The 24,881-nt window shown below is 69.2% G+C and carries 26 protein-coding genes; 10 read left to right on the top strand and 16 right to left on the bottom strand.

Annotated features, from left to right (window positions below):
* Positions 1 to 288: 288 nt before the first annotated feature.
* Together AB0H62_RS30570 and AB0H62_RS30565 are read left to right on the top strand one after the other, a co-directional pair.
* Positions 289 to 1,128, top strand: coding sequence for an LLM class F420-dependent oxidoreductase (locus AB0H62_RS30570; RefSeq protein ID WP_360589809.1), 840 nt, complete (start codon positions 289 to 291; stop codon positions 1,126 to 1,128).
* A gap of 223 nt (positions 1,129 to 1,351) precedes the next feature.
* Positions 1,352 to 1,723, top strand: a complete 372-nt coding sequence (locus tag AB0H62_RS30565) for an ankyrin repeat domain-containing protein (protein ID WP_360589807.1) — start codon at positions 1,352 to 1,354, stop codon at positions 1,721 to 1,723.
* A 55-nt stretch (positions 1,724 to 1,778) separates the two neighbouring features.
* Here the strand turns inward: AB0H62_RS30565 and AB0H62_RS30560 are convergent, their stop codons facing one another.
* The 4 genes from AB0H62_RS30560 to AB0H62_RS30545 form a co-directional block, all read right to left on the bottom strand.
* Positions 1,779 to 3,245: a catalase gene (locus AB0H62_RS30560; protein ID WP_220243357.1), complete on the bottom strand. Its 1,467-nt coding sequence runs from the start codon at positions 3,243 to 3,245 to the stop codon at positions 1,779 to 1,781.
* Between the two features lie 25 nt (positions 3,246 to 3,270).
* A complete protein-coding gene (locus tag AB0H62_RS30555) occupies positions 3,271 to 3,690 on the bottom strand; it encodes a Fur family transcriptional regulator (protein WP_220243358.1) in 420 nt (139 codons plus the stop codon).
* A 320-nt stretch (positions 3,691 to 4,010) separates the two neighbouring features.
* On the bottom strand, positions 4,011 to 4,523 hold the full coding sequence (locus tag AB0H62_RS30550; RefSeq protein ID WP_220243359.1) for a DUF2283 domain-containing protein: 513 nt from the start codon (positions 4,521 to 4,523) through the stop codon (positions 4,011 to 4,013).
* Positions 4,524 to 4,604: 81 nt separating this feature from the next.
* A complete protein-coding gene (locus tag AB0H62_RS30545) occupies positions 4,605 to 5,525 on the bottom strand; it encodes a LysR family transcriptional regulator (protein WP_220243360.1) in 921 nt (306 codons plus the stop codon).
* 70 nt (positions 5,526 to 5,595) lie between these two features.
* Here AB0H62_RS30545 and AB0H62_RS30540 point away from each other — a divergent pair, with 70 nt between their 5' ends.
* The 4 genes from AB0H62_RS30540 to AB0H62_RS30525 all read left to right on the top strand — a co-directional run bounded on the left by AB0H62_RS30540 (position 5,596) and on the right by AB0H62_RS30525 (position 10,004).
* Positions 5,596 to 6,525: an SDR family NAD(P)-dependent oxidoreductase gene (locus AB0H62_RS30540; protein WP_220243361.1), complete on the top strand. Its 930-nt coding sequence runs from the start codon at positions 5,596 to 5,598 to the stop codon at positions 6,523 to 6,525.
* A complete protein-coding gene (locus AB0H62_RS30535) occupies positions 6,522 to 7,352 on the top strand; it encodes an SDR family NAD(P)-dependent oxidoreductase (RefSeq protein WP_360589804.1) in 831 nt (276 codons plus the stop codon). The genes AB0H62_RS30540 and AB0H62_RS30535 overlap by 4 nt, the downstream gene beginning before the upstream one ends.
* A 224-nt stretch (positions 7,353 to 7,576) precedes the next feature.
* Positions 7,577 to 9,073 (top strand): trypsin-like serine protease, encoded by a 1,497-nt coding sequence (locus tag AB0H62_RS30530; RefSeq protein ID WP_360589802.1) that lies wholly within the window; start codon positions 7,577 to 7,579, stop codon positions 9,071 to 9,073.
* Between the two features lie 370 nt (positions 9,074 to 9,443).
* Positions 9,444 to 10,004: a hypothetical protein gene (locus AB0H62_RS30525; RefSeq protein ID WP_360589800.1), complete on the top strand. Its 561-nt coding sequence runs from the start codon at positions 9,444 to 9,446 to the stop codon at positions 10,002 to 10,004.
* Here the strand turns inward: AB0H62_RS30525 and AB0H62_RS30520 are convergent, their stop codons facing one another.
* Both AB0H62_RS30520 and AB0H62_RS30515 read right to left on the bottom strand, forming a co-directional pair.
* Positions 10,005 to 10,859, bottom strand: a complete 855-nt coding sequence (locus tag AB0H62_RS30520; RefSeq protein WP_360589798.1) for an LLM class flavin-dependent oxidoreductase — start codon at positions 10,857 to 10,859, stop codon at positions 10,005 to 10,007.
* Positions 10,859 to 11,755: an SDR family oxidoreductase gene (locus AB0H62_RS30515; protein WP_360589796.1), complete on the bottom strand. Its 897-nt coding sequence runs from the start codon at positions 11,753 to 11,755 to the stop codon at positions 10,859 to 10,861. The genes AB0H62_RS30520 and AB0H62_RS30515 overlap by 1 nt, the downstream gene beginning before the upstream one ends.
* Positions 11,756 to 11,880: 125 nt before the next feature.
* Between AB0H62_RS30515 and AB0H62_RS30510 the strand changes: the two genes are divergently transcribed.
* Positions 11,881 to 12,768, top strand: coding sequence for a LysR substrate-binding domain-containing protein (locus AB0H62_RS30510; RefSeq protein ID WP_360589794.1), 888 nt, complete (start codon positions 11,881 to 11,883; stop codon positions 12,766 to 12,768).
* A gap of 113 nt (positions 12,769 to 12,881) precedes the next feature.
* Positions 12,882 to 13,169, top strand: a complete 288-nt coding sequence (locus AB0H62_RS30505) for a hypothetical protein (RefSeq protein ID WP_220243368.1) — start codon at positions 12,882 to 12,884, stop codon at positions 13,167 to 13,169.
* A 507-nt stretch (positions 13,170 to 13,676) separates the two neighbouring features.
* On the opposite strand, the gene AB0H62_RS30500 is transcribed toward AB0H62_RS30505, so the two are convergent.
* From AB0H62_RS30500 to AB0H62_RS30470, 7 genes are all read right to left on the bottom strand, one after another.
* Entirely contained in the window at positions 13,677 to 14,099 is a 423-nt protein-coding gene (locus AB0H62_RS30500; protein WP_220243369.1) for a DUF5709 domain-containing protein, read from the bottom strand.
* Positions 14,100 to 14,176: 77 nt separating this feature from the next.
* The gene (locus AB0H62_RS30495) at positions 14,177 to 15,820 is read right to left on the bottom strand and encodes a RecQ family ATP-dependent DNA helicase (protein WP_360589791.1); all 1,644 of its coding nucleotides are present in this window, start codon (positions 15,818 to 15,820) and stop codon (positions 14,177 to 14,179) included.
* Positions 15,821 to 15,886: 66 nt separating this feature from the next.
* Positions 15,887 to 16,234, bottom strand: coding sequence for a UBP-type zinc finger domain-containing protein (locus tag AB0H62_RS30490; protein ID WP_360589789.1), 348 nt, complete (start codon positions 16,232 to 16,234; stop codon positions 15,887 to 15,889).
* A gap of 42 nt (positions 16,235 to 16,276) precedes the next feature.
* Positions 16,277 to 16,918, bottom strand: a complete 642-nt coding sequence (locus tag AB0H62_RS30485) for a hypothetical protein (RefSeq protein WP_360589787.1) — start codon at positions 16,916 to 16,918, stop codon at positions 16,277 to 16,279.
* Between the two features lie 31 nt (positions 16,919 to 16,949).
* Entirely contained in the window at positions 16,950 to 17,723 is a 774-nt protein-coding gene (locus tag AB0H62_RS30480) for an SDR family oxidoreductase (RefSeq protein ID WP_354872126.1), read from the bottom strand.
* Positions 17,724 to 17,850: 127 nt separating this feature from the next.
* On the bottom strand, positions 17,851 to 18,876 hold the full coding sequence (locus AB0H62_RS30475) for a LacI family DNA-binding transcriptional regulator (protein ID WP_360589784.1): 1,026 nt from the start codon (positions 18,874 to 18,876) through the stop codon (positions 17,851 to 17,853).
* 113 nt (positions 18,877 to 18,989) lie between these two features.
* Positions 18,990 to 19,769 (bottom strand): IclR family transcriptional regulator, encoded by a 780-nt coding sequence (locus AB0H62_RS30470; protein ID WP_360589782.1) that lies wholly within the window; start codon positions 19,767 to 19,769, stop codon positions 18,990 to 18,992.
* A gap of 236 nt (positions 19,770 to 20,005) precedes the next feature.
* On the opposite strand from AB0H62_RS30470, the gene AB0H62_RS30465 reads away from it, so the two are divergent.
* Both AB0H62_RS30465 and AB0H62_RS30460 read left to right on the top strand, forming a co-directional pair.
* Positions 20,006 to 20,440, top strand: coding sequence for a cupin domain-containing protein (locus AB0H62_RS30465; RefSeq protein ID WP_220243376.1), 435 nt, complete (start codon positions 20,006 to 20,008; stop codon positions 20,438 to 20,440).
* Between the two features lie 51 nt (positions 20,441 to 20,491).
* A complete protein-coding gene (locus AB0H62_RS30460; RefSeq protein ID WP_220243377.1) occupies positions 20,492 to 20,821 on the top strand; it encodes a LuxR family transcriptional regulator in 330 nt (109 codons plus the stop codon).
* A 37-nt stretch (positions 20,822 to 20,858) separates the two neighbouring features.
* Here the strand turns inward: AB0H62_RS30460 and AB0H62_RS30455 are convergent, their stop codons facing one another.
* The 3 genes from AB0H62_RS30455 to AB0H62_RS30445 form a co-directional block, all read right to left on the bottom strand.
* Positions 20,859 to 22,583 (bottom strand): FAD-dependent oxidoreductase, encoded by a 1,725-nt coding sequence (locus tag AB0H62_RS30455; protein WP_220243378.1) that lies wholly within the window; start codon positions 22,581 to 22,583, stop codon positions 20,859 to 20,861.
* A 60-nt stretch (positions 22,584 to 22,643) separates the two neighbouring features.
* Positions 22,644 to 23,399 carry an SDR family oxidoreductase gene (locus AB0H62_RS30450; protein ID WP_360589779.1) on the bottom strand — a complete coding sequence of 252 codons (756 nt, stop codon included), beginning with the start codon at positions 23,397 to 23,399 and terminating at the stop codon, positions 22,644 to 22,646.
* Positions 23,400 to 23,493: 94 nt separating this feature from the next.
* A complete protein-coding gene (locus AB0H62_RS30445; protein ID WP_220243380.1) occupies positions 23,494 to 24,813 on the bottom strand; it encodes an NAD(P)/FAD-dependent oxidoreductase in 1,320 nt (439 codons plus the stop codon).
* Between the last annotated feature and the right edge of the window lie 68 nt (positions 24,814 to 24,881).

Below are 24,881 nucleotides of genomic sequence, written 5' to 3'. Positions count from 1 at the left end.
TGACGGTCAGCTCTTCTTCCAGGCGCACCCACCGGAGGATTTGAAGAACTCGCCCTTCTTCAAGGTGATTCGCGTAGGTCCGGCGATGTTGTCGTCGGCGATGATCGCGTGACCGTGTCGGCGAGCCGGTGCTCCGCACAGCCCCGGGAGTGGCAGGCGCGCTGCGGGTCGCGCCGCGACAGGCACCTGTTACACGCAAAGGGACACGATTCGGACGAGCGCCCGTCCGCCGCCGCCCATGGCGACGGTGTTGGCAGCTGGGGTTACTCCAGGTTTACGCTCACGACCATGCGATTCGCCATCAAGACTTCGCCCCAGAACACCGTCTGGGAGGACATGCTCGCGGTCTGGCAGGCGGCCGACGAGATCGAGCTGTTCGAATCCGGCTGGACGTTCGACCACTTCTATCCCATTTTCTCCGATTCGACCGGCCCCTGCTTGGAGGGCTGGGTCACGCTGACCGCGCTCGCGCAGGCCACCAAGCGGCTGCGCCTGGGCACCCTCGTCAGCGGCATGCACTACCGGCACCCCGCGCTGCTCGCGAACATGGCCGCGACGCTCGACATCGTGTCCGGCGGGCGCCTGGAGATCGGCATCGGCGCCGGGTGGAACGAGGAGGAGTCCGGCGCGTACGGCATGGAGCTGGGCACCATCAAGGAACGCAGCGACCGTTTCGAGGAAGGCTGCGAGGTCCTGATCAGCCTGCTGACTCAGGAAACCACCACCTTCAAGGGCACGCACTACCAGCTCACCGACGCGCGGAACGAACCCAAGGGCGTCCAGAAGCCCCACCCGCCCATCTGCATCGGCGGCAGCGGCGAAAAGCGCACCCTGCGCACGGCCGCGAAGTACGCCGACCACTGGAACTTCACCGGCGGCACGCCCGAGCAGTTCGCCCACAAGCGCGACGTCCTGCACCGCCACTGCGCCGACATCGGCCGCGACCCCAGCGAGATCACGCTGTCCTCGCACGTGCGCCTCGAGCCCGACCTGGACTACGCCGCGGTCGCCAAGCAGGCCGAGGGCCTCGGCGAGGCCGGCCTCGACCTGGCCATCGTCTACCTGCCGCCGCCCCACACTCCCGCGGTGCTGGAGCCGCTGGCGAAGGCGCTCGAACCGCTGCGCTGATCTTTCACCGGGGCCGCGCATTCACTTGTGCGCGGCCCCGTAGTGGGAGATCGAGGCTTCGGGATACCGGGCCTTCACCACTCGATCCTTGACTGTCCACAGAAGATCTTTCTGCAGCGTTTCGAACACATCCGAAAGCACTCACTCGCTCGATCCATTCAGGACGGATGAGCGCCGCACTTCAGACTCCGGAACACGCATCACGCGATGCTAAAATTCCACCATGCCCGCTGACGAAAACGAAGACCTCCGGAAACGAGCCCGCACCGTCATGGCGGACCTCGCGCGTGAAGGCAACACGAAAGAGCTCGCGGAGTTCATCGAGCACGGCCTGGACGTCAACGCGCTCGACGAGGCCGGCAATTCACTCCTCATGCTCGCCGCGTACCACGGGCGGGGCGAGACCGTGGAGTACTTGCTCCAGCACGGCGCCGATCCCGACATCTGCAACGCCCGCAACCAGTCGCCGATCGCGGGCGCGTTGTTCAAGGGCGAGACGGAAATCGTCGCGTCGCTGAAAAGGGCGGGGGCCGATCTGGACGCCGGGACGCCGAGTGCGCGGGAAGCCGCGAAAATGTTCGGGCAGAGCCTGTAGAAAGCCGTTGCCCCCGTCGCGACAACGAGCGACGGGAGCAACGGCCACAAAGGACTTAAAGAGCGCCCAGGGCCTCGCAGGCCTTCTGCACACCCTCACCGTAGGCCGGGTCGGCCTTGGCGCAGTTGTCGATGTGCCGCTGGACGGTTTCCTTGCGCGCACCCTTGATCGCGCGCGCCGTGTTCTCGAACAGACGCTGTTGTTCGTCCGCGGACAACAGGCGGAACAGGTTGCCCGGCTGGGTGAAGTAGTCGTCGTCGTCTTCGCGGAAGTTGAAGTGGTCCGCGGTCGAGCCGACGGCCTGCGCCGGGTCGGCGTACGCGGGCTGCTCCTGCCAACGGCCGAAGTTGTTCGGCTCGACGCCCGGGACGCCACCCTGGTTGCCGTCGACGCGCATGGCGCCGTCGCGGTGGTAGGTGTTGACCACCTTGGCGCCGCGCGGGTAGTTGACCGGGATCTGGTGGTGGTTCACGCCGACGCGGTAGCGGGCGGCGTCACCGTAGGAGAAGAGGCGGCCCTGCAGCATCTTGTCCGGGCTGAACGAGATGCCGGGGATCAGGTTGGCCGGGGTGAAGGCGGCCTGCTCGACGTCCTGGAAGTAGTTGTCCGGGTTGCGGTTGAGCTCGAACTCGCCGACCTCGATCAGCGGGTAGTCCTTCTTGCTCCACACCTTCGTGAGGTCGAACGGGTGGAAGCGGTAGCTCGCCGCGTCGGCATCGGGCATGACCTGCACGAACAGCTTCCACTTCGGGAAGTCGCCACGCTCGATGGCGTCGAAGAGGTCGCGCTGGTTCGACTCGCGGTCGGCGGCGATGACGGCGCCGGCTTCCTCGTCGGTCAGGTTCTCGATGCCCTGCTGGGTACGGAAGTGGAACTTGACCCAGTTCCGCTCGCCCGCGGCGTTGATCAAGCTGTAGGTGTGCGAGCCGAAGCCGTGCATGTGCCGGTACGACTTGGGGATGCCGCGGTCGGTCATGATGATCGTGACCTGGTGCAGCGCCTCGGGCAGGTTCGTCCAGTAACCCCAGTTGTTCTCCGGGTCACGCAAGTTGGTGCGCGGGTCACGCTTCACCGCGCGGTTGAGATCAGGGAACTTCAGCGGATCGCGGTGGAAGAACACCGGCGTGTTGTTGCCGACGACGTCCCAGTTGCCCTCTTCGGTGTAGAAACGCAGCGCGAAACCACGGATGTCGCGCTCGGCGTCGGCCGCGCCGCGCTCACCCGCGACGCTCGAGAATCGTGCGAACATCTCGCACTCGTTGCCGACCTTGGCGAAGATCGCGGCCTTCGTGTACTGCGAAATGTCGTGCGTGACGCGGAAAGTGCCCCACGCGCCGGAGCCCTTGGCGTGCATGCGGCGCTCCGGGATGACCTCGCGGTCGAAGTGCGCCAGCTTCTCGATGAGCCACAGGTCCTGCAACAGCACCGGGCCGCGCGGGCCGGCGGTGACGCTGTTCTGGTTGTCCACGACCGGCGCACCCGCCGCCGTCGTCAGCGGTTTGGTGTTTTCCTCGAAAGCCACTTCATCTCCTTCAGGTGGTGGACAGTCAGTTTTCGTTGCAGGAAGGGCAAAGGCCCCAGTAGGTCACTTCGGCTTCGTCGATGACGAACCCGTTGGTGCTCGCGGGTGCGAGGCAAGGCCGCTCCCCCACCGCGCAGTCGATGTCGGCGACCGCACCGCAGCGGCGGCAGACCACGTGGTGGTGGTTGTCGCCCGTGCGCACCTCGAATCGCGCCGGCGACCCGGCCGGCTCGATGCGCCGCACCAGCCCCACCTCCCCCAGCGCGGCGAGGATGTCGTACACCGCCTGCGTCGACACGGCGCCGAGTTCGGAGCGCACCGCTCGGACCACCGCCTCGACGTCCGTGTGCGGCCGCTGCGCCACGGCGTGCAGCACAGCGGTCCGCTGCTTGGTGACTCTTAGTGAGACACCCCGCAGACGGTCCGCAGGATCAGTGGCCGGCATGAGGGCATCAGACCATGTTTTCTGGAACAAGTCCAGACTAGAGACTGGACACGTTCAAGTGAACTGAAGTGCTCATCTGAGCAAGGCGTGTGACTTCAGCAACGCCTTGACCAGGCAGGACTGTGCGCCAGTGATCAAGGGTTAGTGTTTTGGCGACGGAGCCGTGGTCGGATTCGCACATCCAGTGAGATGGTAGTCACAGAATTTGATCACTGACGAGAGCTGAGTGTGCGTCTTCGCGCCTGATTACATAAAGTGATGATCGTACTGACGGTGTGTGCGCCCGTCGGACGGCCGCACCCTCCACCAGCGGCGACGCCCTACGACGCCGTGATTCGCTGCTTGGCGATCTCCGTCGCCCAGGCCAGGAACGCCACCGGGACAGCGCCTCGACTGGGATTGATGGTCACGGACGCGTCGGTCCACGAGCTACCGCGCGGCACGGAAACGACGAGAACGGCCGCGTCCTCACGCCAGGCGGCATCGCGGAACTCGATCAGGCGTTCCCCCGCGGTGACGACATCGAACAGTTTGATTTCGCTGCCGTTGAACGTTTCCTTCGTCGCGGTCACCGTTCGGAAGTCTTCGCCCCGCGCCGGCCGGTCGATCCGTTCAGCTCCCTCGAGCAGAAACTGGGGAAGTTTGCCCCGAGCATCCAGCACCTCGACACCCAGGACACGACCGTCCGCCAGGAAATCGAGATTGATCATGCCGCCCACACCGATGGGATCGCACGGATACATGTGCACCGACCGCGGCTCCGTAGCCGGGTCGGTGAAGTAGACGTACGCCGCATTCGCTGAAGCGTCGTAGGTGACCTTGAGGTTCGCCACTGTTCGGCGTGTCCCTTCCCGAACATTCCGCGCGCCACGACGACCGCGCCTGCTCAAGGTAGCGGCAACCGGCCGTCTCCATCAGAACCCTTCAACCTCCCCCTTCAACGCCGCCGCGCGAAAGGCCTCCGCGAGACGCACCGCGGCGTCCGAAGGGCGGCCCGGGAGGCGGGCAAGCAAGATGCGCCGCCGTTCGGAAGGCCCTCCCCGGACGGGAAGGACGCGGACGCCGGACGGGAGGACCGGAGTGAGGACGGTAGGCACGGTCGTGATGCCGCAACCGGCGGCGACGAGGTGGAGCTTGGCGAGCCAGTCGCGCGCGGTGTGGGCGATGTCGGGGCGCTCGTCGAGGCCGGGCCAGACGCCCATGACGTGCTCGTTGCGCGAGCCGGCGATCCAGCGCTGGCCGGACAGGTCGGCGACGTCGATGAACTCGCCGCGTGCGAGGGGGTGGGTGGTGGGCACGGCGACGCACAGGCTGCGCTCGGCGAGGGTCTGCACCTGCAGCGCCGGGGTTTCGCTGTCCGGCGGGCGGAAGGGCGGCGTCGACGCGATCAGCGCCAGGTCCAGCGTGCCCGCGCGCAGTGCGCGGACCAGCGCGGGGGTGCTGCCTTCGCGCGTGGTCACGGTGATGCCCGGGTGCGTGCGACGCAGTTCCGCCAGCGCGCGGGGCACCAAGGCGGCGCCGGCGCTGGCGAACCAGCCGAGCCGGACGCTGCCGTGACCGTCGGGCAAGCCGACGAGGTCGCGCGCCGCGGCGTCCACCTCGTCGACGACGGTGGCCGCGCGGCGCACGACCAGCCGACCGGCGGGTGTGAGGCGCACACCGTCGTGACGGCGTTCGACGAGCGGGGTGCCCGCGGCGCGCTCCAGTGACGCGATCTGGCGGGAGACGGCGGACTGCGTGTAGCCGAGGGCGGCGGCCGCGGCGGTGAACGAGCCCCGCTCGGCCACCTCGCGGAACACCCGCAGCGCGGTGAGCGACGCGTCGGTGAAGGCCATGACTATTACGCATAGCAGACTTGACGAACTTTCGCTGGCAGCATGCCCGGTGACTGCTTAGCGTGAAAGTATGACCTTGATCCAGACTCCCTTCGGCTTCGCCAGCACAGCGGCGGACGTGGCCGAAGGCATCGACCTCAGCGGGCGACGCGCGGTGGTGACCGGGGCGTCGTCCGGAATCGGCGTGGAGACCGCTCGCGCCCTGGCCTCGGCCGGCGCCGAGGTGACCCTTGCCGTCCGCGACGTCGCCGCCGGCGAACGCACGGCGAAGGACATCGCCGCGAGCACCGGCAGCACCGCGGTGCGCGTCGCGGAGCTGGACCTCACCGACCCGGCCTCGATCGCCGCCTTCACGTCCACTTGGGACGGTCCGCTGCACATCCTCGTCGCCAACGCCGGCGTGATGGCGAGCCCCGAGCAGTACACCGAGCACGGGTGGGAGTGGCAGTTCGCCACCAACCACATCGGACACTTCCTGCTCGCCACCGGACTGCACCCCGCGCTGGCCGCAGACGGCTCGGCGCGCGTCGTCGTGGTGAGCTCGAGCGGGCACCAGCTCTCCCCGGTGGTGTTCGACGACGTGAACTTCGCCTTCCGCCGCTACGATCCATGGCTCGCTTATGGACAGTCCAAAACGGCCAACGTGCTCTTCGCCGTAGAGGCCACGCATTGCTGGGCTCGGGACGGCATCACGGCGAACGCCGTCATGCCGGGCGGGATCTTCACCAACCTGCAGCGCCACACGAGCGGACGCGGCAGTGGGACCGTCCCGCCCGAACTGATGAAGACCCCCGAACAGGGTGCGGCGACGTCGGTCCTGGTCGCCGCGTCACCGCTACTGGAGGGAATCGGCGGTCGGTACTTTGTGGACTGCGCGGAGACCCCGACCATCGACCGGCGCGGGGAAGCACCGCAGTTGCACGGTGTCGCGCGCTACGCCCTCGACCCCGATGGCGCCGCGCGGCTGTGGGAGCTCACGGAAGGTCTGGTGCGAGCATGACCGTCGCACTGGTCACCGGAGCCACACAAGGGCTGGGCCTGGCGCTCGCCGAGGGTCTCGCGCAGCGTCTGTCCACCCAGGACACCGTCTACCTCACGGGACGGGATCTCGGCCGGGTCGGTGAGGCCGTGGAGTCGCTGCCCGCGGGCGGGGCGACGGTCCGAGGCGAACTGCTCGACGTGGCCGATCCCGCGTCCGTCACCCGGCTCGCCAAGGTGCTGAGCGATCGCTACGGCGGGGTCGACGTCGTGTTCGGCAACGCCGTGATGCGCATCGGTCCCGACGACGACCCGCGGGAGATCGTGGGCCCCTACACAGAAGTCAACAACTTCGGTACGACGAGGCTGTTGCGGGCGTTCGCCCCACTGCTGCGGGACGGCGGCAAACTGCTCGTCGTCGCCAGCTCGCTCGGCACGCTGCACTACCTGGCGCCCGTCCTGCACGATCGCTTCGACGGCCTGGCCTCGCTGGACGACGTCGACAAGGCCGTCGCGAGCTGGCGCGACGCGGTCGCGGACGGCAGCGCCCGCGCCGGTGCGTGGCCCGGGTTCGTGAACATCCCGTCGAAGATCGGGCAGGTCGCGGCTGTACGTGCGCTCGCCGCGGTGCACCGCGCGAGCGACGCGGAGCGCGGGATCCTGCTCGCGGCGGTGTGCCCGGGGATGATGAACACGCCGACGTCGGCGCTCTGGTGGGACGTCAGCACGGCGCCCACTCCGGCCGCGGCGGCGGTGCCGCTCCTCGACCTCGCCCTTTCGCCCACGGACCCCGATCACTACGGCCAGTTGATCCGCTACGGAGCCGTGTTGCCGTGGGCGCCGGGCTAACGTGGTCGTAAAGCGACAGCGGGATTCGCGCCGACGAAGGGCGCGCGCGCCGCGTGGTTGGCCGATAAGCAGGCGAAGAGCGCCGAGCCGATCGACCTCGTCGGGCACGACGGGGGTGCGCTGCTGGGGCGCTGTCACAGGATCGTGACGTTCCGGTCGAGGTGCGCGCACACAGGGTGAGGAGTCTGAGCGGGTTCTGTGATCCACAGGTGAGAGGGAGCCCGGTGAAACTCCGAAGTGTGCTGGCCGTCGTGGCGGCAGCGTTGTCCGTGACCGCGTTGGGTGTTGCTCCGGCATCAGCGATTGTTGGCGGAGTCCCATCGCCGCGTGCGTATCCGTTCACCGGGTCGCTGAACCGGCCGGCCGACTCGCCGCGGCCCGACGGGCACGTGTGCGGGGTGACGCTGGTCGCGCCGCAATGGGTGGTGACGGCGTCGCACTGCGCGCGCAACGATCTCGAGACCCAGGTCGGTTACCCGCACGACTGGTCGGTGCGGCTGGGCTCGGTGAGCGCGACGTCCGGCGGTGAGGTGATCGCGGTCGAGAAGTTCGTGCGACGTTCGAACGGCACCCTCCCGCACATCTTCGGCAAGGACATCGCGCTGCTGAAGCTGGCACACCCGGCGAAGGCTGCGCCGATCAAGATCAGCGCGAAGGCCCCGGCGCCGGGCACGGGCGCGCGCATCATGGGCTGGGGCATGACCTGCGACCAGTCCGCCCCGCAGTGCTACCCCGACCACCTGCTCGAGGCCGACACTGTTGTCCAACCAACATCGACGTGTCTGGTTTCGCTCAGCGACCTGTGCATCGGCGCACTCGACGGCAAGGTGGGCCCCACCAACATGGACTCCGGTGGCCCGGCGCTCGTTAAGGAAGGCGGCGCTTGGACGTTGGCCGGTGTCGTCAGCGGTGGCGACAACGGGCCGGGGATCTACACGAACGTGCCCGCGTATGCCGACTGGGTGCGCGAGACCATCGCGGAACGCCACCCGACGCTTGAGGGCGCCGTGAACCTGGGCTCGTGCGCGGGGTCGCTGGTCCGCAAGGCCGGCGCCAGTCCGGACGACCCCGGCCTGCTGCTGACCAACGGCCACTGCATTACCGGCGACCACCCCGCCGTGGGCTCGGCGGTGACGGAGCGCACGGAGGCCCGCGATGCCGCGGTGGTGTCCGCGTCGGGCGGGATCAAGGCGACCCTGCGCACCACGAAGCTGTTGTACGCCACCATGACCGGCACCGACGTCGCCCTGTACCAAGTGGACAAGACCTACGCGCAGCTCGCCGCCGCCGGCGCAAAGGTCTTCGAGCTCGGCACGCGCGAACCCCAGCAAGCCGACCAGCTCGACGTGCTTTCGGGCACACACCTGAAGGCCTGGGCGTGTTCGGTCGCGAACATCGTCCCGGAACTCCGCGAGGGCGGCTACACGCAGCACAACGCGATCCAGTACAGCGAAGACTGCACCCCCGGCAGCGGCGACTCCGGCTCGCCGGTGCTCGACCCGCACACCGGCAAGGTCGTGGGCATCCACAACACGTCCAACAGCTTGGGCAAGGTGTGCGATGTGGACAACCCCTGTGAGGTAGACGAAAACGGCGTCATCACCGTCCACATGGGCCGGTCCTATGGGCAGCAGACCGCCGGGATTCCGGCTTGCCTCGGGGCTGGGTCGACGGTGGATCTTTCGTTGGCGGGATGTGGGTTGACGAAGCCGAAGGCATGAGTTGCCGGGGTGGCCCCGGGCCTTTCATGGCGCGGGGCCACCCCCATTTTGCGGTGAGATCCCCGCATTCGACGGTCACGGAACCCTGCCGCAACGCGATTTCGTGGGAACACCCGGTGTCGGTCGGCAGGATCTCGTCGAGGAGGACCGCACCGAGGAGCTCCCGGGTGGACCTGGTGGAGAACGACAGGCCGGTGACTCTCGTCCCAACGCAGCGAAACAAACCTCATCAACGAAGCCTGCCTGCCTGGCCGAGGCGCTTCCTCGGGAGCACGGATCACCCTACAGTGCCCCAAAAGGGATAATTGGGATGATCACGAGTGGATCTCCGAGACCGGGATCTCCCCGAAGATCGGGCAGGATTCGGGACATGCGTTTACCCAGAAGACTCATCGCCGTCGCCTTCGTGGTGGCGGCCGCCGCGGGGTGTGCCGCCGGCGGTGCGGCGACCACAGTGGAGGGACCCTCGACGACGTCGTTCGTGGCGGCGGCGTCGCCGGAGCGGCTCAGTGCGGCGTGTCCGTTTCTGGACTCGGGCGAAGTCCAGCACGCACTCGCGGACGGCAACAGCTTCGAAAGCACTGAGGAAGAACCCGATACGCAGAGTGGTGTCACCCTGTACGCCTGCTCGTATCACCGCGCCCTCGATTCGCATGCCACCCTGGTGGAGCTGGGCGTCGGCGATGCGCCGGGTTTCGACTCGCCGAAGGCTGCTTTCCAGGGTTCGGCCCGAGGCTGCGCCGACGAGCCCAAGCCGTTCACCGACGACGCCGTCTACTGCACCACCTCCCAAGGCAGTACCACCATCACCATCGCCAAACGGAGTCACGGCCGGATCCGGGTCGCCCAGCTGGGATTCCGCCGCGCTCCCAGCGACGCGTTCCTCGACGCCTACGCCGCGCTGGCGAAGACCGTCGCCGGGAGGTTGTGATCAGCGGAGCGCCGGGGCCAGCGACACGAGGTGGTCGATGCCCGGGCCGAATTCCGTGCCCACTGGGGAAAGCAGGGTGACGTGGTCGGCGCCGGCGTCGAGGTGGGCTTGGACGGCGGCGGCGACGTGGTTCGGGCCCTCGAACGCGACGAGGGTCCGGACCAGGTCGTCGGTGGGCTCGGCCGGGTAGCCGAGGTCCGCGAGTGTTGTGCGGAAAGCGGTGCGGCTGAGCCAGTTCGAGACGGTTTGACGGGCCGTCTCGAACGAGTCCGCGATCGATTGCGCGACGACGAGGAGTTTGTCCGGGCCCAGGACCCGTCGGGCGAGAGCCGTGTGCTGCGGCGGCAGGCCGGCGGGGAGCGCGCCGTCGGCGAGGTCGGCGGCGAGGGTGAGCATCTTGGGGCCGTTGGCGCCCAGGATGAGTGGGTACGGGGCATCCGCGGCGGGTGGCCGGGTTTCCGCCGCCATACCCTCCACATAGGACCGCATGGTGGCCAGCGGAGTCCCGAACGGACGGTCCACACTCGATGCCTGCTGCGGGTAGCCGACGCCGAGGCCGAGCGTGAACCGGCCGGGGAAAGCCTGCGCCAGGAAGGAAGCGGCTGCGTGCGCGGTCTGGGGCGCCCGGGCCCAGATGTTGGCCACGCAGGTGCCGAACGCCAGCGTCTCGGTGGCGCCGAGGAGCACCGCCAGCTGGGCGAGGGCGTCTTTGCCGATGACCTCGTTGGTCCACGCCGCGTGGTAGCCGGCGCGTTCCAGGCGGCGCACGGCGGTGCGCTGGTCGTCGGCCGAAGGGGTGCTGGTGAAGGTGACCGGCAGGCACACGCCGACTGGGCCGGCTCCGAACGTCGCCATCAGCGGGAGAAGTAGTGGCCGGCGTCCAAATCGGACAGCAATCCGGGATGAGCGGGGTGCCAGTCGAACAAGTCCTGGGCGCGGGCGCTCGACGCCGGCATGTCCGCGGCGAAGATCGGCCCCAGCCAGCCGAAGTGCTCGGCCGCCTGCTCGACCGGGACGGACTCGACCGGCAGGCCCAGGTGCTTGCCGATGCGCTCGGCGATCTCGCGCACGGGGATGCCCTCGTCGCCGACGGCGTGCAGGCGCGTGCCCGCCGGGGCGTGCTCGAGGGCCAGGCGGTAGAGGCGCGCGGCATCCAGGCAGTGGACGGCAGGCCAGCGGTTGGCGCCGTCGCCGGGGTAGGCCGAAACCTCTTGCGTTCGAGCGGTTTCGATGAGCAGGGGGACGAAGCCGTGGCGGTCCTCGTCGCTGTGGACCGACCGCGGCAGGCGCACGACGGAGCCGCGGACTCCCTGCGTTGCCAACGAAACCACGATCTCTTCGGACGCGAAACGACCAGCCGCGATGCTGCCGCCTTCGGGGATGGTGTCCTCGGTCGCCACGCCGTCGGGGGTGGCCGGGGTGCCGGAGCTGATCACGAACGGGCGGCCGGTGCCGGCCAGGGCTTCCCCGATCGTCTCGATCGCGAGGCGGTCGGTGCCGACGGAGCGCTCGAAGTCGCTGAAGTCATGGACGAACGCGGTGTGGACCACCCCGTCCGCCGCGGCGGCGCCGGTGCGCAGGCTGTCGAGGTCTTCGAGGCTGCCGCGGTGGGCCTCGGCGCCGGCCGCGGTCAGCTTGGCGGCCGACGCGTCGGAGCGGGCCAGGCCGAGCACCTGGTGGCCGGCGCCGAGCAGCTCGCGAACGACCGCGGAGCCGATGAACCCGGTCGCTCCGGTAACAAACACACGCATGGTGTTGCTCCTCAAACAAGGGATGTTCTGGTCCTTCCACCCTGCCGTCGTATTCCGCACATCGGCCAATGAAACCTTCGTATCGCGCAATACGCTTCGTGCATCACCGCAGGTAGAATAACCACATGCCCGAACATCCGGTCGACCTCGACCTCCGGCTGGTGCACTGCTTCACGGTCGTCGCGGAGCACAAGCACTTCGGCCGCGCGGCCGAAGCCTTGCACGTGACGCAGCCTTCGCTAAGCCGTCAGATCCGCCGTCTCGAGCAACAGCTCGGCGCGCGGCTGCTGGACCGCACGCCGCAGGGCAGCCGGCTCACGGAGGCGGGTGCGGTGTTCCTGCCGCAGGCGAAGGCGTTGCTGCGCACCGCGGCCCAGACCATCGCGCGCACGCGGGCCGCCGCGCAGCCCAGCCGGCTGGCCGTCGGGTACGCGGGCGGGCTCATCGTCACGCCCGCCGTGCGGGAGATGCGCCACCGGCATCCGGACGCCGACGTGCAGACGCTGCACGTCGCGTTCGACGACGTGCCGACTGCGCTGCTGGAGCACCGCGTCGACGTCGTCGTGAGCCGGCTGCCGTTCGCGACCGAGGGACTGCACGTCACGGTGCTTTACGACCAGCCGCGTGTGGTTATTCTCCCACTGGATCACCGGCTGGCCGGCAAGGAATCGGTGAGCATCAACGACATCGCCGACGAACCCCTGCCCCGCGTGCGCGACTCCGATCCGGCGTGGAGTGCGTACTGGCGCGTCGAACCGCGGCCCGACGGCCGGCCGGCGCCCGACGGGCCCGTGATCGAAGCCCTGGAGGACAAGTTCGAGCTCGTCGCGGCCGGTCAGGCCGTGGCCATCTCCGCAGGCCACGACGTGCGCTTCCTGCGTCCCGACCTGACGTCGGTGGTGCTGGAGGACGTCGAACCGGCGCACGTCGTGCTCGCCACCCGCGCCGACGACCGCAGCCGCCTCGTCGCCGCTTTCCGGAAGTACGCGCAAACACACCTCACGGGCCGCTAAGGTGAACGGGAGTTGAACGAAAGGGTTGCCACCGTGCGCTGACTCCCCGCTCTCGCGGCCGGACCGCCGCTCTCGCGACACGACCCCGTTCCTGCGCACCCCGAGGGACCCCGATGAGCACCGAGAACGACACCGTGCGGCAGTGGCGAGCGCCGAAAACGGTGGCAGAACTGGTAGCCGGCCCGGCCTGGACCGTCGAGCGCAGCCCCACGACCGGCCAGTGGAGCACCGCGGAGTGGCGCCACGGCTCCTGGCAGATCGGCCTGACGCCCGTGCGCCAAGGCGTGGTCGCGGCCATGCTGTGGTCGCAGGACAAACTGGTGGAACACACGCGCGGCGGCGAGGCCACGATCTGCGCGACGGTGACCGGCTGGCTGGAGGAGATCGCGCGCAAAGCGTGACTCGGGAGTTGCGGCGGCTGTCGCTATAGGCCGGATGCGGCTCGTGCATGTCGGGGCGGGCGGGGGCGTGAACGGCAGGCCCTCAGCCAGGCAGTCGCGCTTTCTTCGCTGTGCCCCGCACAGGTTCGCTCGCGACTCATGGAACCCCATCAAGCAGCGGGGTGAACGTCGGAACTTCAGCGAGGCAGTTGTGCCGGCTTCCTGCGCCTGGGGCCAGTTCGCTCGCGGTTCACGGAATCCGATCAAACGGAGCGGTGAACGTCGGAACTTCAGCGAGGCAGTTGCGCCCTCTGCAGCGGCGCCCCACGCAGGTTCGCTCCGAGCCCGCGGAACCCGACCGAGCGGCGGCGGGAACACCGGGACCGCGACGAGAAGCGGTTACGCGGGCTCTCCCGCGCCACATGCCAGTCCGAGGCCTGGCTCGCCGCGCGGCGCTGACCGCGTCAGCCGGGGAGGGTGGTGCGGGAAACCCCGCACCACCTCCACCTCAGCGGTCGCCAGCGGTTCTCAGTACGCCTCGGGGTCGTCGACCACGTGGACGGCGGCTTCCTCCGCGGAGGCGGCGCCGCCGTCGATGCCGACGTCGGAAGCGTACAGCTCGTCGTCGGAGTCTTCGCCGGAGCCCTCGTCGGCGGCGACGAGGCGGCCCGCGCGGAAGTCGCCGAGTTCGCCGTCGATGAGTTCGCCGTCGGTGTCCTCGCTGTCGCCGAGGTCGTCGCCTTCCTCGGGCTGCACGTCGGGCACCTCGCGGGCGAGGCGGCCCTCCCAGCTTTCGCCTTCGCGCTCTTCCTCGGGCGTGGTGCCGAACTCGTCGACCTCGTACGGCTTCTCCGGCGGCGAGTAGCCCTCGTCGTACGGATCGCCGTCCTCGAGGGTGTCTTCAGGGTCGAGCACGCCGGTGTCGGCGTTGTCCTCGATGTCGTCGTCCACGGACGGCTCCTCTCTCCGGGCGCACCCAGTCTCGCGCCCGAGTCGGGAAGTTACCAGGCGAGCCCGCGGGCGCTTGTTCAGCGCGGCTGGAGGATGCCGGACGAGATCGTCGACGCGGTGAGGTGCTTGTAGCCCACGCTGGGGAAGTAAACGAGCAACTCGTGTTCGTCCTGGGACAACAGTTGTCCGTCTCCCCACAGACGGTGGTGCACGGGGGCACCACCGGAGACCTCGGCGCGCTGGCGTTCGGTGGTGTGTGCCGCACGGTCGTTGTCGCAGTTTTCACACGGCGGTGTGTAGTTCTCACCGAAGTATGCGAGAAGTTCCGCACGACGGCACCGCGTGCTTTCCGCGTATGCGCGCGCGGCCTCGATCCGGCTGGTGAGCACGGCCTGGCGGCGCCGGTCGAGGTCGACGAGCTGGTCGGCGAGCTCGGCCGGTGGTGTGAGTTCTTGTTCGCACTCCACCACGCGGTGGTGACCCGACCCCCTGACGCCGACGAAACCCAGCTCCACCAGCTCGTTGACCACCCGCTCGACGGCGTGAGCGGGCACCCCGGCGCTGGCTGTCAGGTCGGTGAGCGTCGCTTGCCGAGGCGAGTTCTCGACCGCGTCGACCACCAGGTGCACGGTCTCCTCACCCAGGTGTGTGCGGGCGGCGAGCAGGCGTGGGATGCGGATGGTGCGCGGGTCGTGCACGAGGACGGCCACGGCGGGCTCCCCGTCGCGGCCGGCGCGGCCGATCTCCTGGTAGTAGTCGTCGATGCTCGCGGGCACACCGGCGTGCACGACCGTGCGGATGTCGGGCTTGTCGATCCCCATCCCGAACGCACTCGTGGCGACGACGACGTCCAGCTTGCCGGCGAAGAAGTCGTCCTGCACCTGCGCGCGGGCGGCCGCCGTCATGCCGCCGTGGTAGGGCGCGGAGCGGAAAGCGTCGAGGCGCAGGCGGTCGGCGAGGGACTCGCAGCGGGCGTGGGTGAGGGCGTAGACGAGCGCGGGGGTGTCGTGCTGGATGAGGACGTCGACGCACCGGTCGTCGACGGCCCGCGCCTCCGGTTTGCTGGGCTGCGTCGGGCGCATCGAGAGCGAGATGTTGGGCCGGTCGAAGTCCGCGACCACCACCTGCGCATCGCGCATCCCCAGCCGGCGCGTGATGTCCGCCTGCACGGGCGGCGACGCCGTGGCCGTCAACGCGAGGACCGGCGGCCGGCCGAACTCGGCGATCGCGTCGGTCAGCCGCAGATACTCGGGGCGGAACTCCTGTCCCCATTCGCTCACCAGATGTGCTTCATCCACCACGAACAACGTGACATTGGTGATCGCCGCACGCGTCTCGGCGTTGGTGAGCTGCTCGGGGCCCAGGAAGACGAAGTCCAGCTCGCCCTTCTCCAGCCGCGCCAGCGTCTCGCGGCGCTCGTGGACCTTCTGACTGGAGTTGAGGAGCTCGGCGTTGATGGTGCGGTCGCCGTAAGGGCGTCCCGCGATGGACCGCAACTGGTCGCGCTGCAAGGCGATGAGCGGCGAGATGACCAGCGTCAACCCACCGAGGGCGAGGCCGGCGACCTGGTAGATGGCGCTTTTCCCGCTGCCCGTGGGCAGCACCGCCAACGTGTCCTGCCCCGCCACGACCGCGTCGGCCGCCTGCACCTGTGAGGGCCGAAGTGCGAAATCGAACAACGCACCCGCGACGTCGGTGGGATTCGGACGTGAGCTGGTCATGGTGTCAAAGGTACTGCCGGCCCGGGCTGCCCGGCCGTCACCACGACCAGGCAGCCCGGAACCCGGTCAGTGAAGCTGCTCGGCCCAGTTCGCCGGCAGGCGGTCGGCCGGGCCGGGGGCGGCCTGCGTGAGCGGGTGGTGCGTCGGGGCGGCCAGTTCGGGGCCGCGTTCGTACATCACTTCCTCGACGTAGTCCCAGAACCACTCCTCGCCCGGCTCGAAGCTGCGGACGATGCGGTGGCCGGACGAGGCGGCGTGCGCACTGGCGTGCTGGCCGGGCGACGAGTCGCAGCAGCCGATGTGGCCGCACTGCGCGCAGCGGCGCAGGTGGAACCACCAGCCCTGCGGACTGGCCGCATCACACTCGGCGCAGCCGTTGCCGCTCGGCGCCACCGCGGGGTCGACACCCTCCACGTGTTTCTCCTTTGCGCGAAAAGTCCTGTGGCACCAGCTTAATCACAACCGCGGCGCCTGCTCGGCCAGTTGCCAGAGGTACAGGCACGCCAGCGTGCGGTACGGCCGCCACGGCTCGGCCAGGCGCGTGAGCTCCGCGGGCGTCGGCCGGGCGGCCAGCCCGTAGGCCCGCTCGACGCTGCGGCGCAGCTCGAGATCACCGGTCGGCAGCACGTCAGGGCGGTGCAGGTGGAACATCAGGAACATCTGCGCGGTCCACACGCCGATGCCCTTGACCACGTCGAGCTGCGCGACAACCTCGTCGTCGGGCAGCTCGTTCAGCGCGTCGAGGTCGAGGCGGCCCGCCAGGATGCAGTCGGCGAGCGAGCGCAGGGACACCGTCTTCGCGCGCGACAGGCCGGCGGCCGGGCGCAGCTGCTCGGGATCGTCGGCCAGCAGCTCCTCCGGCGTCGGCAGCCGGCCACCGAAGCGGTCCTTCAGCTTGCGGAAGATGGAGCGCGACGCGTGGATCGAGATGTTCTGGCTGACGATCGCGCGCACGAGCACGCCGTAGTTGTCCTTCGGGATGTCCGGGTCGCCGGCCAGCGCGGGGTCGGGCGGCAGCTGGGGCGGCGGCCCGACGATCTCGTCCATGACCCGGCCGAGGACCGGGTCGGCTTGGCGCAGATGCTCCTCGGGTGTCATCAGCGGGATGTTACGCCAGGTCAGACGGGGTCTAGATCGTCTGCGTCATGCCGCCGTCGAGGATGATGTCGGCGCCCGTGAGGTTGCCGACGCGACCACTGGCCAGGAACGTCACCAGGTCCGCGACCTCCTCGGGCCGCGTGAACCGGCCGGTCACGGAGTCGGCGGCCGCCTTCGCCGCGACGTTGCCGGGCTCCGCGCCCACGGCGCCCCCGACCGTCTCGGCGACGCCGCCCTTGCCCAGCCACAGGTCCGTGGCGACCGGGCCCGGGCTGACCGTGTTCACGCGGACGCCGCGCGCGCCGACTTCCTTCGACAGGGACTTGAAAAAGCTGAGGCACGCCGCTTTCGCCGCGCTGTAGTCGATCACCAGAGGGTCGGGCAAGGTCGCGTTGACCGAGCACACCGTGACGATCGCGCCGGTCCGCTCCAGCAGCGACGGCAGCGCCGCCCGCGTGGTGCGCACGGCCGACATGAAGTCGAGGTTCAACGTCGCCAGCCAGTCTTCGTCCGTGACGGAGGCGAAGCCGTCGGGCCGGGGCCGCACGGCGCCGACGTTGTTGACCAGGATGTCGATCCCGCCCACGCGCGCCACGGCCTCCTCGACCACCCGCGCCGCGCCGTCCGGCGTGCCGAGGTCGACCGCCACGGTCTCGACGGGCAGTTCCTTGAGGTCCCCGTCGACGTTGCGCGCCGCCGCGACGACCTGAACGCCCTCCTCGACCAACGCCCGCGTCACCGCCAGCCCGATCCCCCGGCTCGCACCGGTGACGAGCGCCGTCTTGCCGCGCAGCAGCAGGTCCATCGGAGACTCCTTCAAGCGTCGGTCGTGCTTCTCGGGAGAAGCCTAGGCGGGGTGCCAAGCCGGGGGCCACTGCTGCTGAATACCCGGCTGCAATCGTTCACAATGGGAAGGGCAACGGCAATTCGGGTCAGTTCGTGCGCAAAGGCGCCGTGGAACGCCGGTTGACCAACTCGACCGGCAGCACGATCGACCGGGGACCCTGCTCGGGGTTTTCGAGGTTGTCGACGAGAAGTTTCGCGGCTTCGCGACCCAAGTCGTACTGCGGAATGCGGATGGTCGTCATCGGCGGGGAAACGTGGTCCATGAACGGGGTGTCGTTGAAGCCGATGATGCTCACGTCGTGCGGGCACGTCATTCCGTGTTCGCGCAACGCGTCGTAACAGCCGAGCGCGATCAGGTCGTTTCCGGCGACGATCGCGGTGAAGTCGATCTTCTCGTCGCGCAGGAGTCCACTGAGGACACGGTGACCCTCGCGTTGCGACCACGCGTCGCACTGCGCCACACGTTCGGGCCCGCGGTCGAGGCCGTGATCGGCGAGGCCCTGCACGAAGGCGCGCTTGCGGTGCACACCGGTCGACAGATCTTGCGGACCCGCCAGGTGGACGATCTTGCGGTGGCCCAGCTCCACGAAATGACTGAGCGCGAGGCGGACGCCGTGGTCGTCGTCGGCCGTGACCGACGGGATGTCGCGGCGGTCGACGGTGCGGTTGACCAGCACGAGCGGGTGGCCCTGGCCGGCCATCTGCTCGACGGTGTCGTCGTGGAGGCGCGACCCGGCGGAGATGAACCCGTCGACGCCGCGCGAGAGGAACGCTTCGATCGACGCGGCCGTGATCTTCGGGTCGTCGTCGGTGTTGGCGATCCACGTGCTGTAGCCGCGCTCGCGCAGGATGTCCTCGGCGCCGCGCACGATCGGTGGGAAGATCGGGTTGGTCAGGTCCGGCAACAGGATGCCGATCGCCATCGACCGGGCGGTGCGGAGCGTGCGGGCGCTGAGGTTGCCGGAGTAGCCGAGCTCAGTGGCGGCGCGGAGCACGCGGTCGAGCGTCGCGCTGTTCACCAGGTGGCGACTGGTCTCGTTGAGGGCCCTCGACGCGGTCGCGACGTGGACCCCGGCGCGCGCGGCCACGTCCTTCAAGGTCGCTCTTCGCACGACGGCAGTATACGCAGAGGTGCCGAGCGGCCCGCCCATTTCGGGTGCGATTTCCGCGCCGGTCTCGACGCAACGGGCGCGAGTGCCGCAGATTGCCCTGCAAACGATTGCAATCAGCGTGGAGTGCTCACCCAGCGCGCCGACTCGTTGATCAGCCGTGCACTGATGAGGCCAGCCGCGTTGGTCACCGACGCGCGGGCCGACGCCACGACGGCCGTGGTGAACATCGTCGCGGGGCCGGCCAGCGAGACGCCGCCGACCGCGTGGCCCGACGCGTCGAAAATCGCCGCCGCGACGGACATCCGGTCCTTCTGGAACGACCTCGACGCGAGAAACCCGTCTTGCCGCGCGCGGACGAGCTCGGCTTCGAGCTCGTCGAGGTCGGGCGGCGGCGTCGAGCTCTCCGCACAGCACTTCTCCACGTGGGCCACGACCTTGTCGAACGGCAGCCACGACAGCGCCGCCTTGCCGCACCCGGTGAGGTGCGCGGGGGCGCGCTGGCCGACGCGGTTGTGCATCGGGACCTTGCAGGTGCTGGCGTTGCGATCGAGGTAGACGACCCAGCCCTGCGTGAGCTGGCCCAGGTGCGCCTCCTGCTCGGGCGCGCGGACCAGGCGGTCGAGGATGCCTTCGGTCGCGCGGACGAGGCCGGTGCGTTCGATGATCTGGCCGGCGAGCTCCAGCAGCAGCGGGCCGAGCTGGTAACCGTTGCCGGAATCCTCCAGCATGCCCTCGGCGACGAGGGTGCGGCACAGCTCGTGGGCGGTGCTGCGCGGGATGTCCGCGCGGGCCGAGACCTGCCGGACCGACAGGACACCCACCGTGGGCGAGAAGGCGCGCAGCACCTTGCAGGCCTTCACCACCGAAGCGACGCCACCACGCGTTTCATCCATCCGCCCACGATAGGTGGGGTGCCGGTGTTTTCGCCGGGAAGTGTCCGGCTCTGCCGGACTGCTTCGGCAGTGTTCGCCGATCACAACCAGGTGTTCATTCCCGAACGCCAGATGTCCCCCATCGCACCATTCTTGGCGGAGACACCACAAGGAGCCGCATCGCTGTCACAGATCGCGGCCACGTCTTGTCTCAGCTCTCGGAAGGACAACCGATACCAGGTCCGTGAAGGAAGCTCATGAGCGTGGAACATTCGCACCACCTGCCGAACCCCAAGTCGAGCGCGCCGCCGCCGAAGATCGAGCTGGTGGCGACCGCGGAGGGGGCCCCGGCGGCGCCCGAGGGGGCCGTGCCGATGACCATCCTGGTCACATTGCCACCCGGGAGTGACGGGGCACCGCCGCACCGGCATTCCGGGCCGGCCTTCGGGTACGTACTCAAGGGTGAGATCATCTTCGAGCTCGAAGGTGACCCGGAGCGCGTCGTCAAGGCCGGGGAAGCGTTCTGGGAGCCCGGGTTCGACGTGATCCACTACCAGGACGGCAACAATCTCGACGACGCCGAGTCCCAGTTTGTCGTTACGATGTTCTGCGCGCCGGGACAGCCGATGCTCATCCCGGTGAGCGACGAGGAGCTCGAGCAGCGCAAGCACCTGCGAGCGCCCCGCCCGTGACCTGGAACGGGGGTCGGCCATGAAAGCCGGCCCCCCGCGGCAAGGAGCACCATGAACCTGATCACCCTCGCCAAGACCCACGCCGGGCTCGCGGCGCAGGCGTCCTCCGGGCGCAGCGCGGTGACCGTCCACGGTGGACACGAGCACGCTCTGCGCCAGACCGTGATGGCACTGAGCGAAGGCGAACAACTGCACGAACACGAACACCACGGCGGCGAGACCACCGTGCTCGTCCTGCTCGGACACATCCGCCTGGTCACCGGTACCGAAAGCCAAGGCGCGGCACCCGGCGATTTCCTCGTGCTCCCCGAGGGACGGCACCGCATCGAAGCCGAGACCGACGCGGCGATCCTGTTCACGAACGTCGTGCAACCCCAGTAAAAAAGGGGCTCTCCCGACCGGGGAGAGCCCCCTCAGGTCACTCGACCAGTTTCCCTTCCGAGGAAACCTCCCGCATCAACGCGGCGATCTCCGCAGGCACCGGCGGCAACGCTTCCCGGTCGATCCGCCCGGGCCCGGACCACACGAGGTTCACCCGCATCGACTCGTCCAGCTCCGGATAGTCCGAGCGGTTGTGGCAACCCCGCGTCTCGCGCCGTTCCACCGCGGCCTCCAGGGTCGCGCGGCAAGCCAGCGCCGAGGACTTCAGGTCGAACGCGTGCGCCAGGTCCTGGAACCCGGCCAGGTCCGGGTGGACCCCGACGTTCTTCATCCGATCCTCGAGCGCGTCCAGTTCGGACAGTCCCGCGAGCAGACCCTCCTCGTCACGTACGACACCCGCGTGCTCGGTCATCGTGTTGCGCAAGGAACGCTGCAGGGCCCGGACGTTCTCCGGACCGTCGGCCGCCAGGAGCTCGTCGACCTCACCGCGAGCCTCCGCCAGCGCGCCGGCGGAACGGCGTTGCGCGGACAGCGAAGCCGAGTACTCCGCCGCCGCCTCGCCGACGATCCGGCCGTACACCAGCAGCTCGATCAGCGAGTTGCCGCCGAGCCGGTTGGCGCCGTGCAGACCGCTCGCCGCCTCACCGATCGCGTACAGGCCTTCGACACCCGTGCCGTGGTCGGACGAGCGCACCCAAACGCCACCCATCGAGTAGTGCGCCGTGGGCGCGATCTCGATCGGGCTCTTCGTGATGTCGAGCATCTGCAGTTCCAGCAACGTCTGGTACACCCGCGGCAGCCGCTGCATGATCGTCTCGCGCGGCAGGTGCGACACGTCGAGCCACACGCCGCCGTTCGGCGTGCCACGGCCCGCCTTGATCTCGGTGTACGCGGCCAAAGCCACCCGGTCGCGTGTGGACAGTTCCTTCCGCTCCGGGTCGTAGCGGTCCATGAACCGCTCGCCCAACGCGTTGCGCAGCTGCCCGCCCTCGCCGCGAGCGGCTTCCGACACGAGTGTGCCCGCCGCGTTTTCCGGCTCCAGCAACCCGGACGGATGGAACTGCACCAGCTCGGGGTCGCGGATCCGGCCGCCGGCCAGCACGGCGAGACGGAACGAGTCGCCCGTGTTCTCGTCGCGCCGCGAGGACGTGCGGCGCCAGATGCGTGTGTGCCCGCCGGCGGCCAGGATCACCGAGTCGGCGTGGATCACGTAGCGGGTGCCGTTGTCGAGGTCGAAGCCGTACGCGCCGAAGACCACGTTGTCCTGCACCAGGATTCGCGTGATGTAGACGTTTTCGAGCATCCGCACGTCGAGCTGCGCCGCCCGGTTCACGAGCGTCCGCTGGATCTCCAGCCCGGTGTAGTCACCGGCGAACGCGGTGCGCCGGTAGGTGTGCGCGCCGAAGAACCGCTGGGAGATGCGGCCGTCGGCCTCGCGGGCGAAGGGCATGCCCCAGCGTTCGAGGTCCTCGATGCCGCGCGCGGCGTTCTGCGTGACGACCTGCACCGTGTCGGGGTGCGCCAGGAGGTAGCTCTCCTTGATGGTGTCGGCGGCGTGCTGCTGCCAGCTGTCCTCGGGGTCCATCGTCGCCAGCGCCGCGTTGATGCCGCCGGCGGCCAGAGTGGTGTGGGCGTCGCCTTTGGACCGCTTGCCGACCACGAGCACGTCGACGCCCCGCTCGGCCAGCTCGATCGCGGCGCGCAACCCGGATCCGCCCGTGCCGATCACCAGTACCGACGTCGCGACCTGCTGTTCTGTCATCGAGTTCCCTCCTAACGGGATGCGCGGGTGGCACCGGAACGGGACCACCCGCGCGAGGAATCACTTCCTGGGCGGGTTGGCCGGGAGCCAGTCCGCGAACTTGATCTGCCCGAGCTGGGCCCCCGCGTCGGGCAGCAGGCCCTTCGGCCCCGGCTTCTCGCCGAAGTAGCGGGCCTCGGGGTCGACGGTGACCTCACGCGGGTCGTTGCGGAAGGTCAGGGCCTCGCGCACCCAGCTCTCCATGGTGAAGACCTCGGGCCCGCCGATCTCGGTCATGCCGTTGAGCGGCGAGCCGGCGGCGACCTTCGCGACGGCACCGGAAACCTCGGACGCCGCGATCGGCTGGATGCCCGCGTCGGGGAGCTTGACCACGTTGCCCTCGGTGCCGCCGTCGGCGATCGCGCCGACGAACTCGAAGAACTGCGTGGCCCGCACGATGGAGTACGGCAGGCCGGAGTCCTTGATCAGCTCTTCCTGGGCGACCTTCGCGCGCAGGTAGCCGGATTCGGGCAGCCGGTCGCTGCCGATCACCGACAGCGCGACGAAGTGGCCCACTCCCGCGCCCTTGGCGGCCTCGGTCAGGTTCGTCGTGGCCGCGCGGAAGAACGCCATCACGTCGTCGTCGGCGAACGACGGCGAGTTCGATACGTCCACCACCACGTCAGCGCCCTGCAGTACTTCCTTGACGCCTTCGCCCGTCACCGTGTTCACGCCGGAGTTGGGCGACGCCGGCACCGCCTCGTGGCCGTGCTCAGTCAGCAGGCTCACGACCCGCGAGCCGATCAGGCCGGTACCGCCGATGACGACAATCCTCATGATGCGCCTTTCGCTGGGTGTCCCCGGCCGGCCCGGGGACTTCGCACCAGCCTCGACAAGGCGGACCGCGGATCTGTGACAGTGCCGCCACGGATCACCTGATCGGGTCACCTCCGGACACGAACGCGTCGCGCGGGTGCTCGACCGAGGCGAGCGACACGATGTCGCGGCCGAAGAACGCGGCCGTGAGCCAGATCGCGAGCACGCGGACCTTGCGTTCCCAGCTCGGCACGGCCAGAACGTGGTAACCGCGATGCATGAGCCATGCCAGCACACCCGTGATCACGATCCGGCGGTACTGGAAGATGCCCTTGCCGATGCCGAGCGTCGCGACGGAACCCAGCCCGTGGTGCACGTACGGCTTCGGTGTGCGCCCGCGAACATGCGCTGTGAGGTTTCGAGCAAGCAGCTTGCCCTGGCGCAACGCGTGTTGTGCGTTCGGCACCGTCCGCGCCCCCGCCACCGGCGACGCGAGGTCCGGCACGGCGGCGTCGTCACCCGCGCCCCACGCTCCGGGCACCGGGTCTGTCTCAGTGCCCACCCGCAGGTCGGCGCGCACGACCAGCAGGCCGCGCTCGTCGATCGGCAGGTCGGTGTGGTTGTGCACCACGGGGTTGGCGGCGTTGCCCGCCGTCCACACGATGAGTGCGGAATCGAACTCCTCGCCCGTCGAGAGCACCACGTGCCCGTCGACGGCCGAGCGCAGCTGCGTGTTGAGGTGCACGTGGGCGCCGCGCTGTTCGAGCGAGCGGACCACCCACCGCCCCGGCTTGTCGGTGACCTCGGGCAGGATCCGGCCTTGCGCCTCCACGAGGTGGAAGCTCAGCTCGTCGCGGCCGATCTCCGGGTACGACTTCAGCAGCGCCGTCGCCAGCGACAGCAGCTCCGCGAAGCCCTCGACGCCCGAGAAGCCGCCGCCGACGAACGTCACCGTGAGCAGCTTCCGCCGCGCCGGCCCCGGCTCGAGCGCCGACGCGCGGTCGAACGACGTCAGCAGCCGGTCGCGGATCGCGACGGCCTCCTCCACGTGCTTCATCCCGATCGCCTCCTCGGTGACGCCGGGGATCGGGAACTTGCGCGTGACGGCGCCGGCCGTCACCACGATCTCGTCGTACTCCAGCTCGAACTCCGGCCCCTCGACCGGCCGCACGACCACGCGGCGGTTCGCGTGGTCGATCTCCGTGACCGCCCCCGCCACGATCCGCGTGCGCTTGAGGTGCCGCCGCAGCGACACCGCCGCGTGGCGCGCCTCGATCGATCCGGCCGTGACCTCGGGCAGGAACGGCTGGTAGGTCATGTACGGCCGCGGGTCCACGACAGTGAGCTCCGCCTCCGAAGGCCGCAACCGCTTCTCGAGTCCCCAGGCCGCGTAGAAACCCGCATACCCGCCGCCGACCACCAGGATCCTGCGCATTTCGCTCCTCGCTCTCTCGCCCTGCACAGGAGAGACAAGACAGCGATGCCGGATGTGACAGGTTTGCC

The organism is Amycolatopsis sp. NPDC050768 (genome assembly GCF_040654155.1).
GTDB lineage: Bacteria > Actinomycetota > Actinomycetes > Mycobacteriales > Pseudonocardiaceae > Amycolatopsis.
The sequence above is the reverse complement of the archived record's forward strand: the minus strand, read 5'-3'. Positions and strand labels throughout refer to the sequence as shown.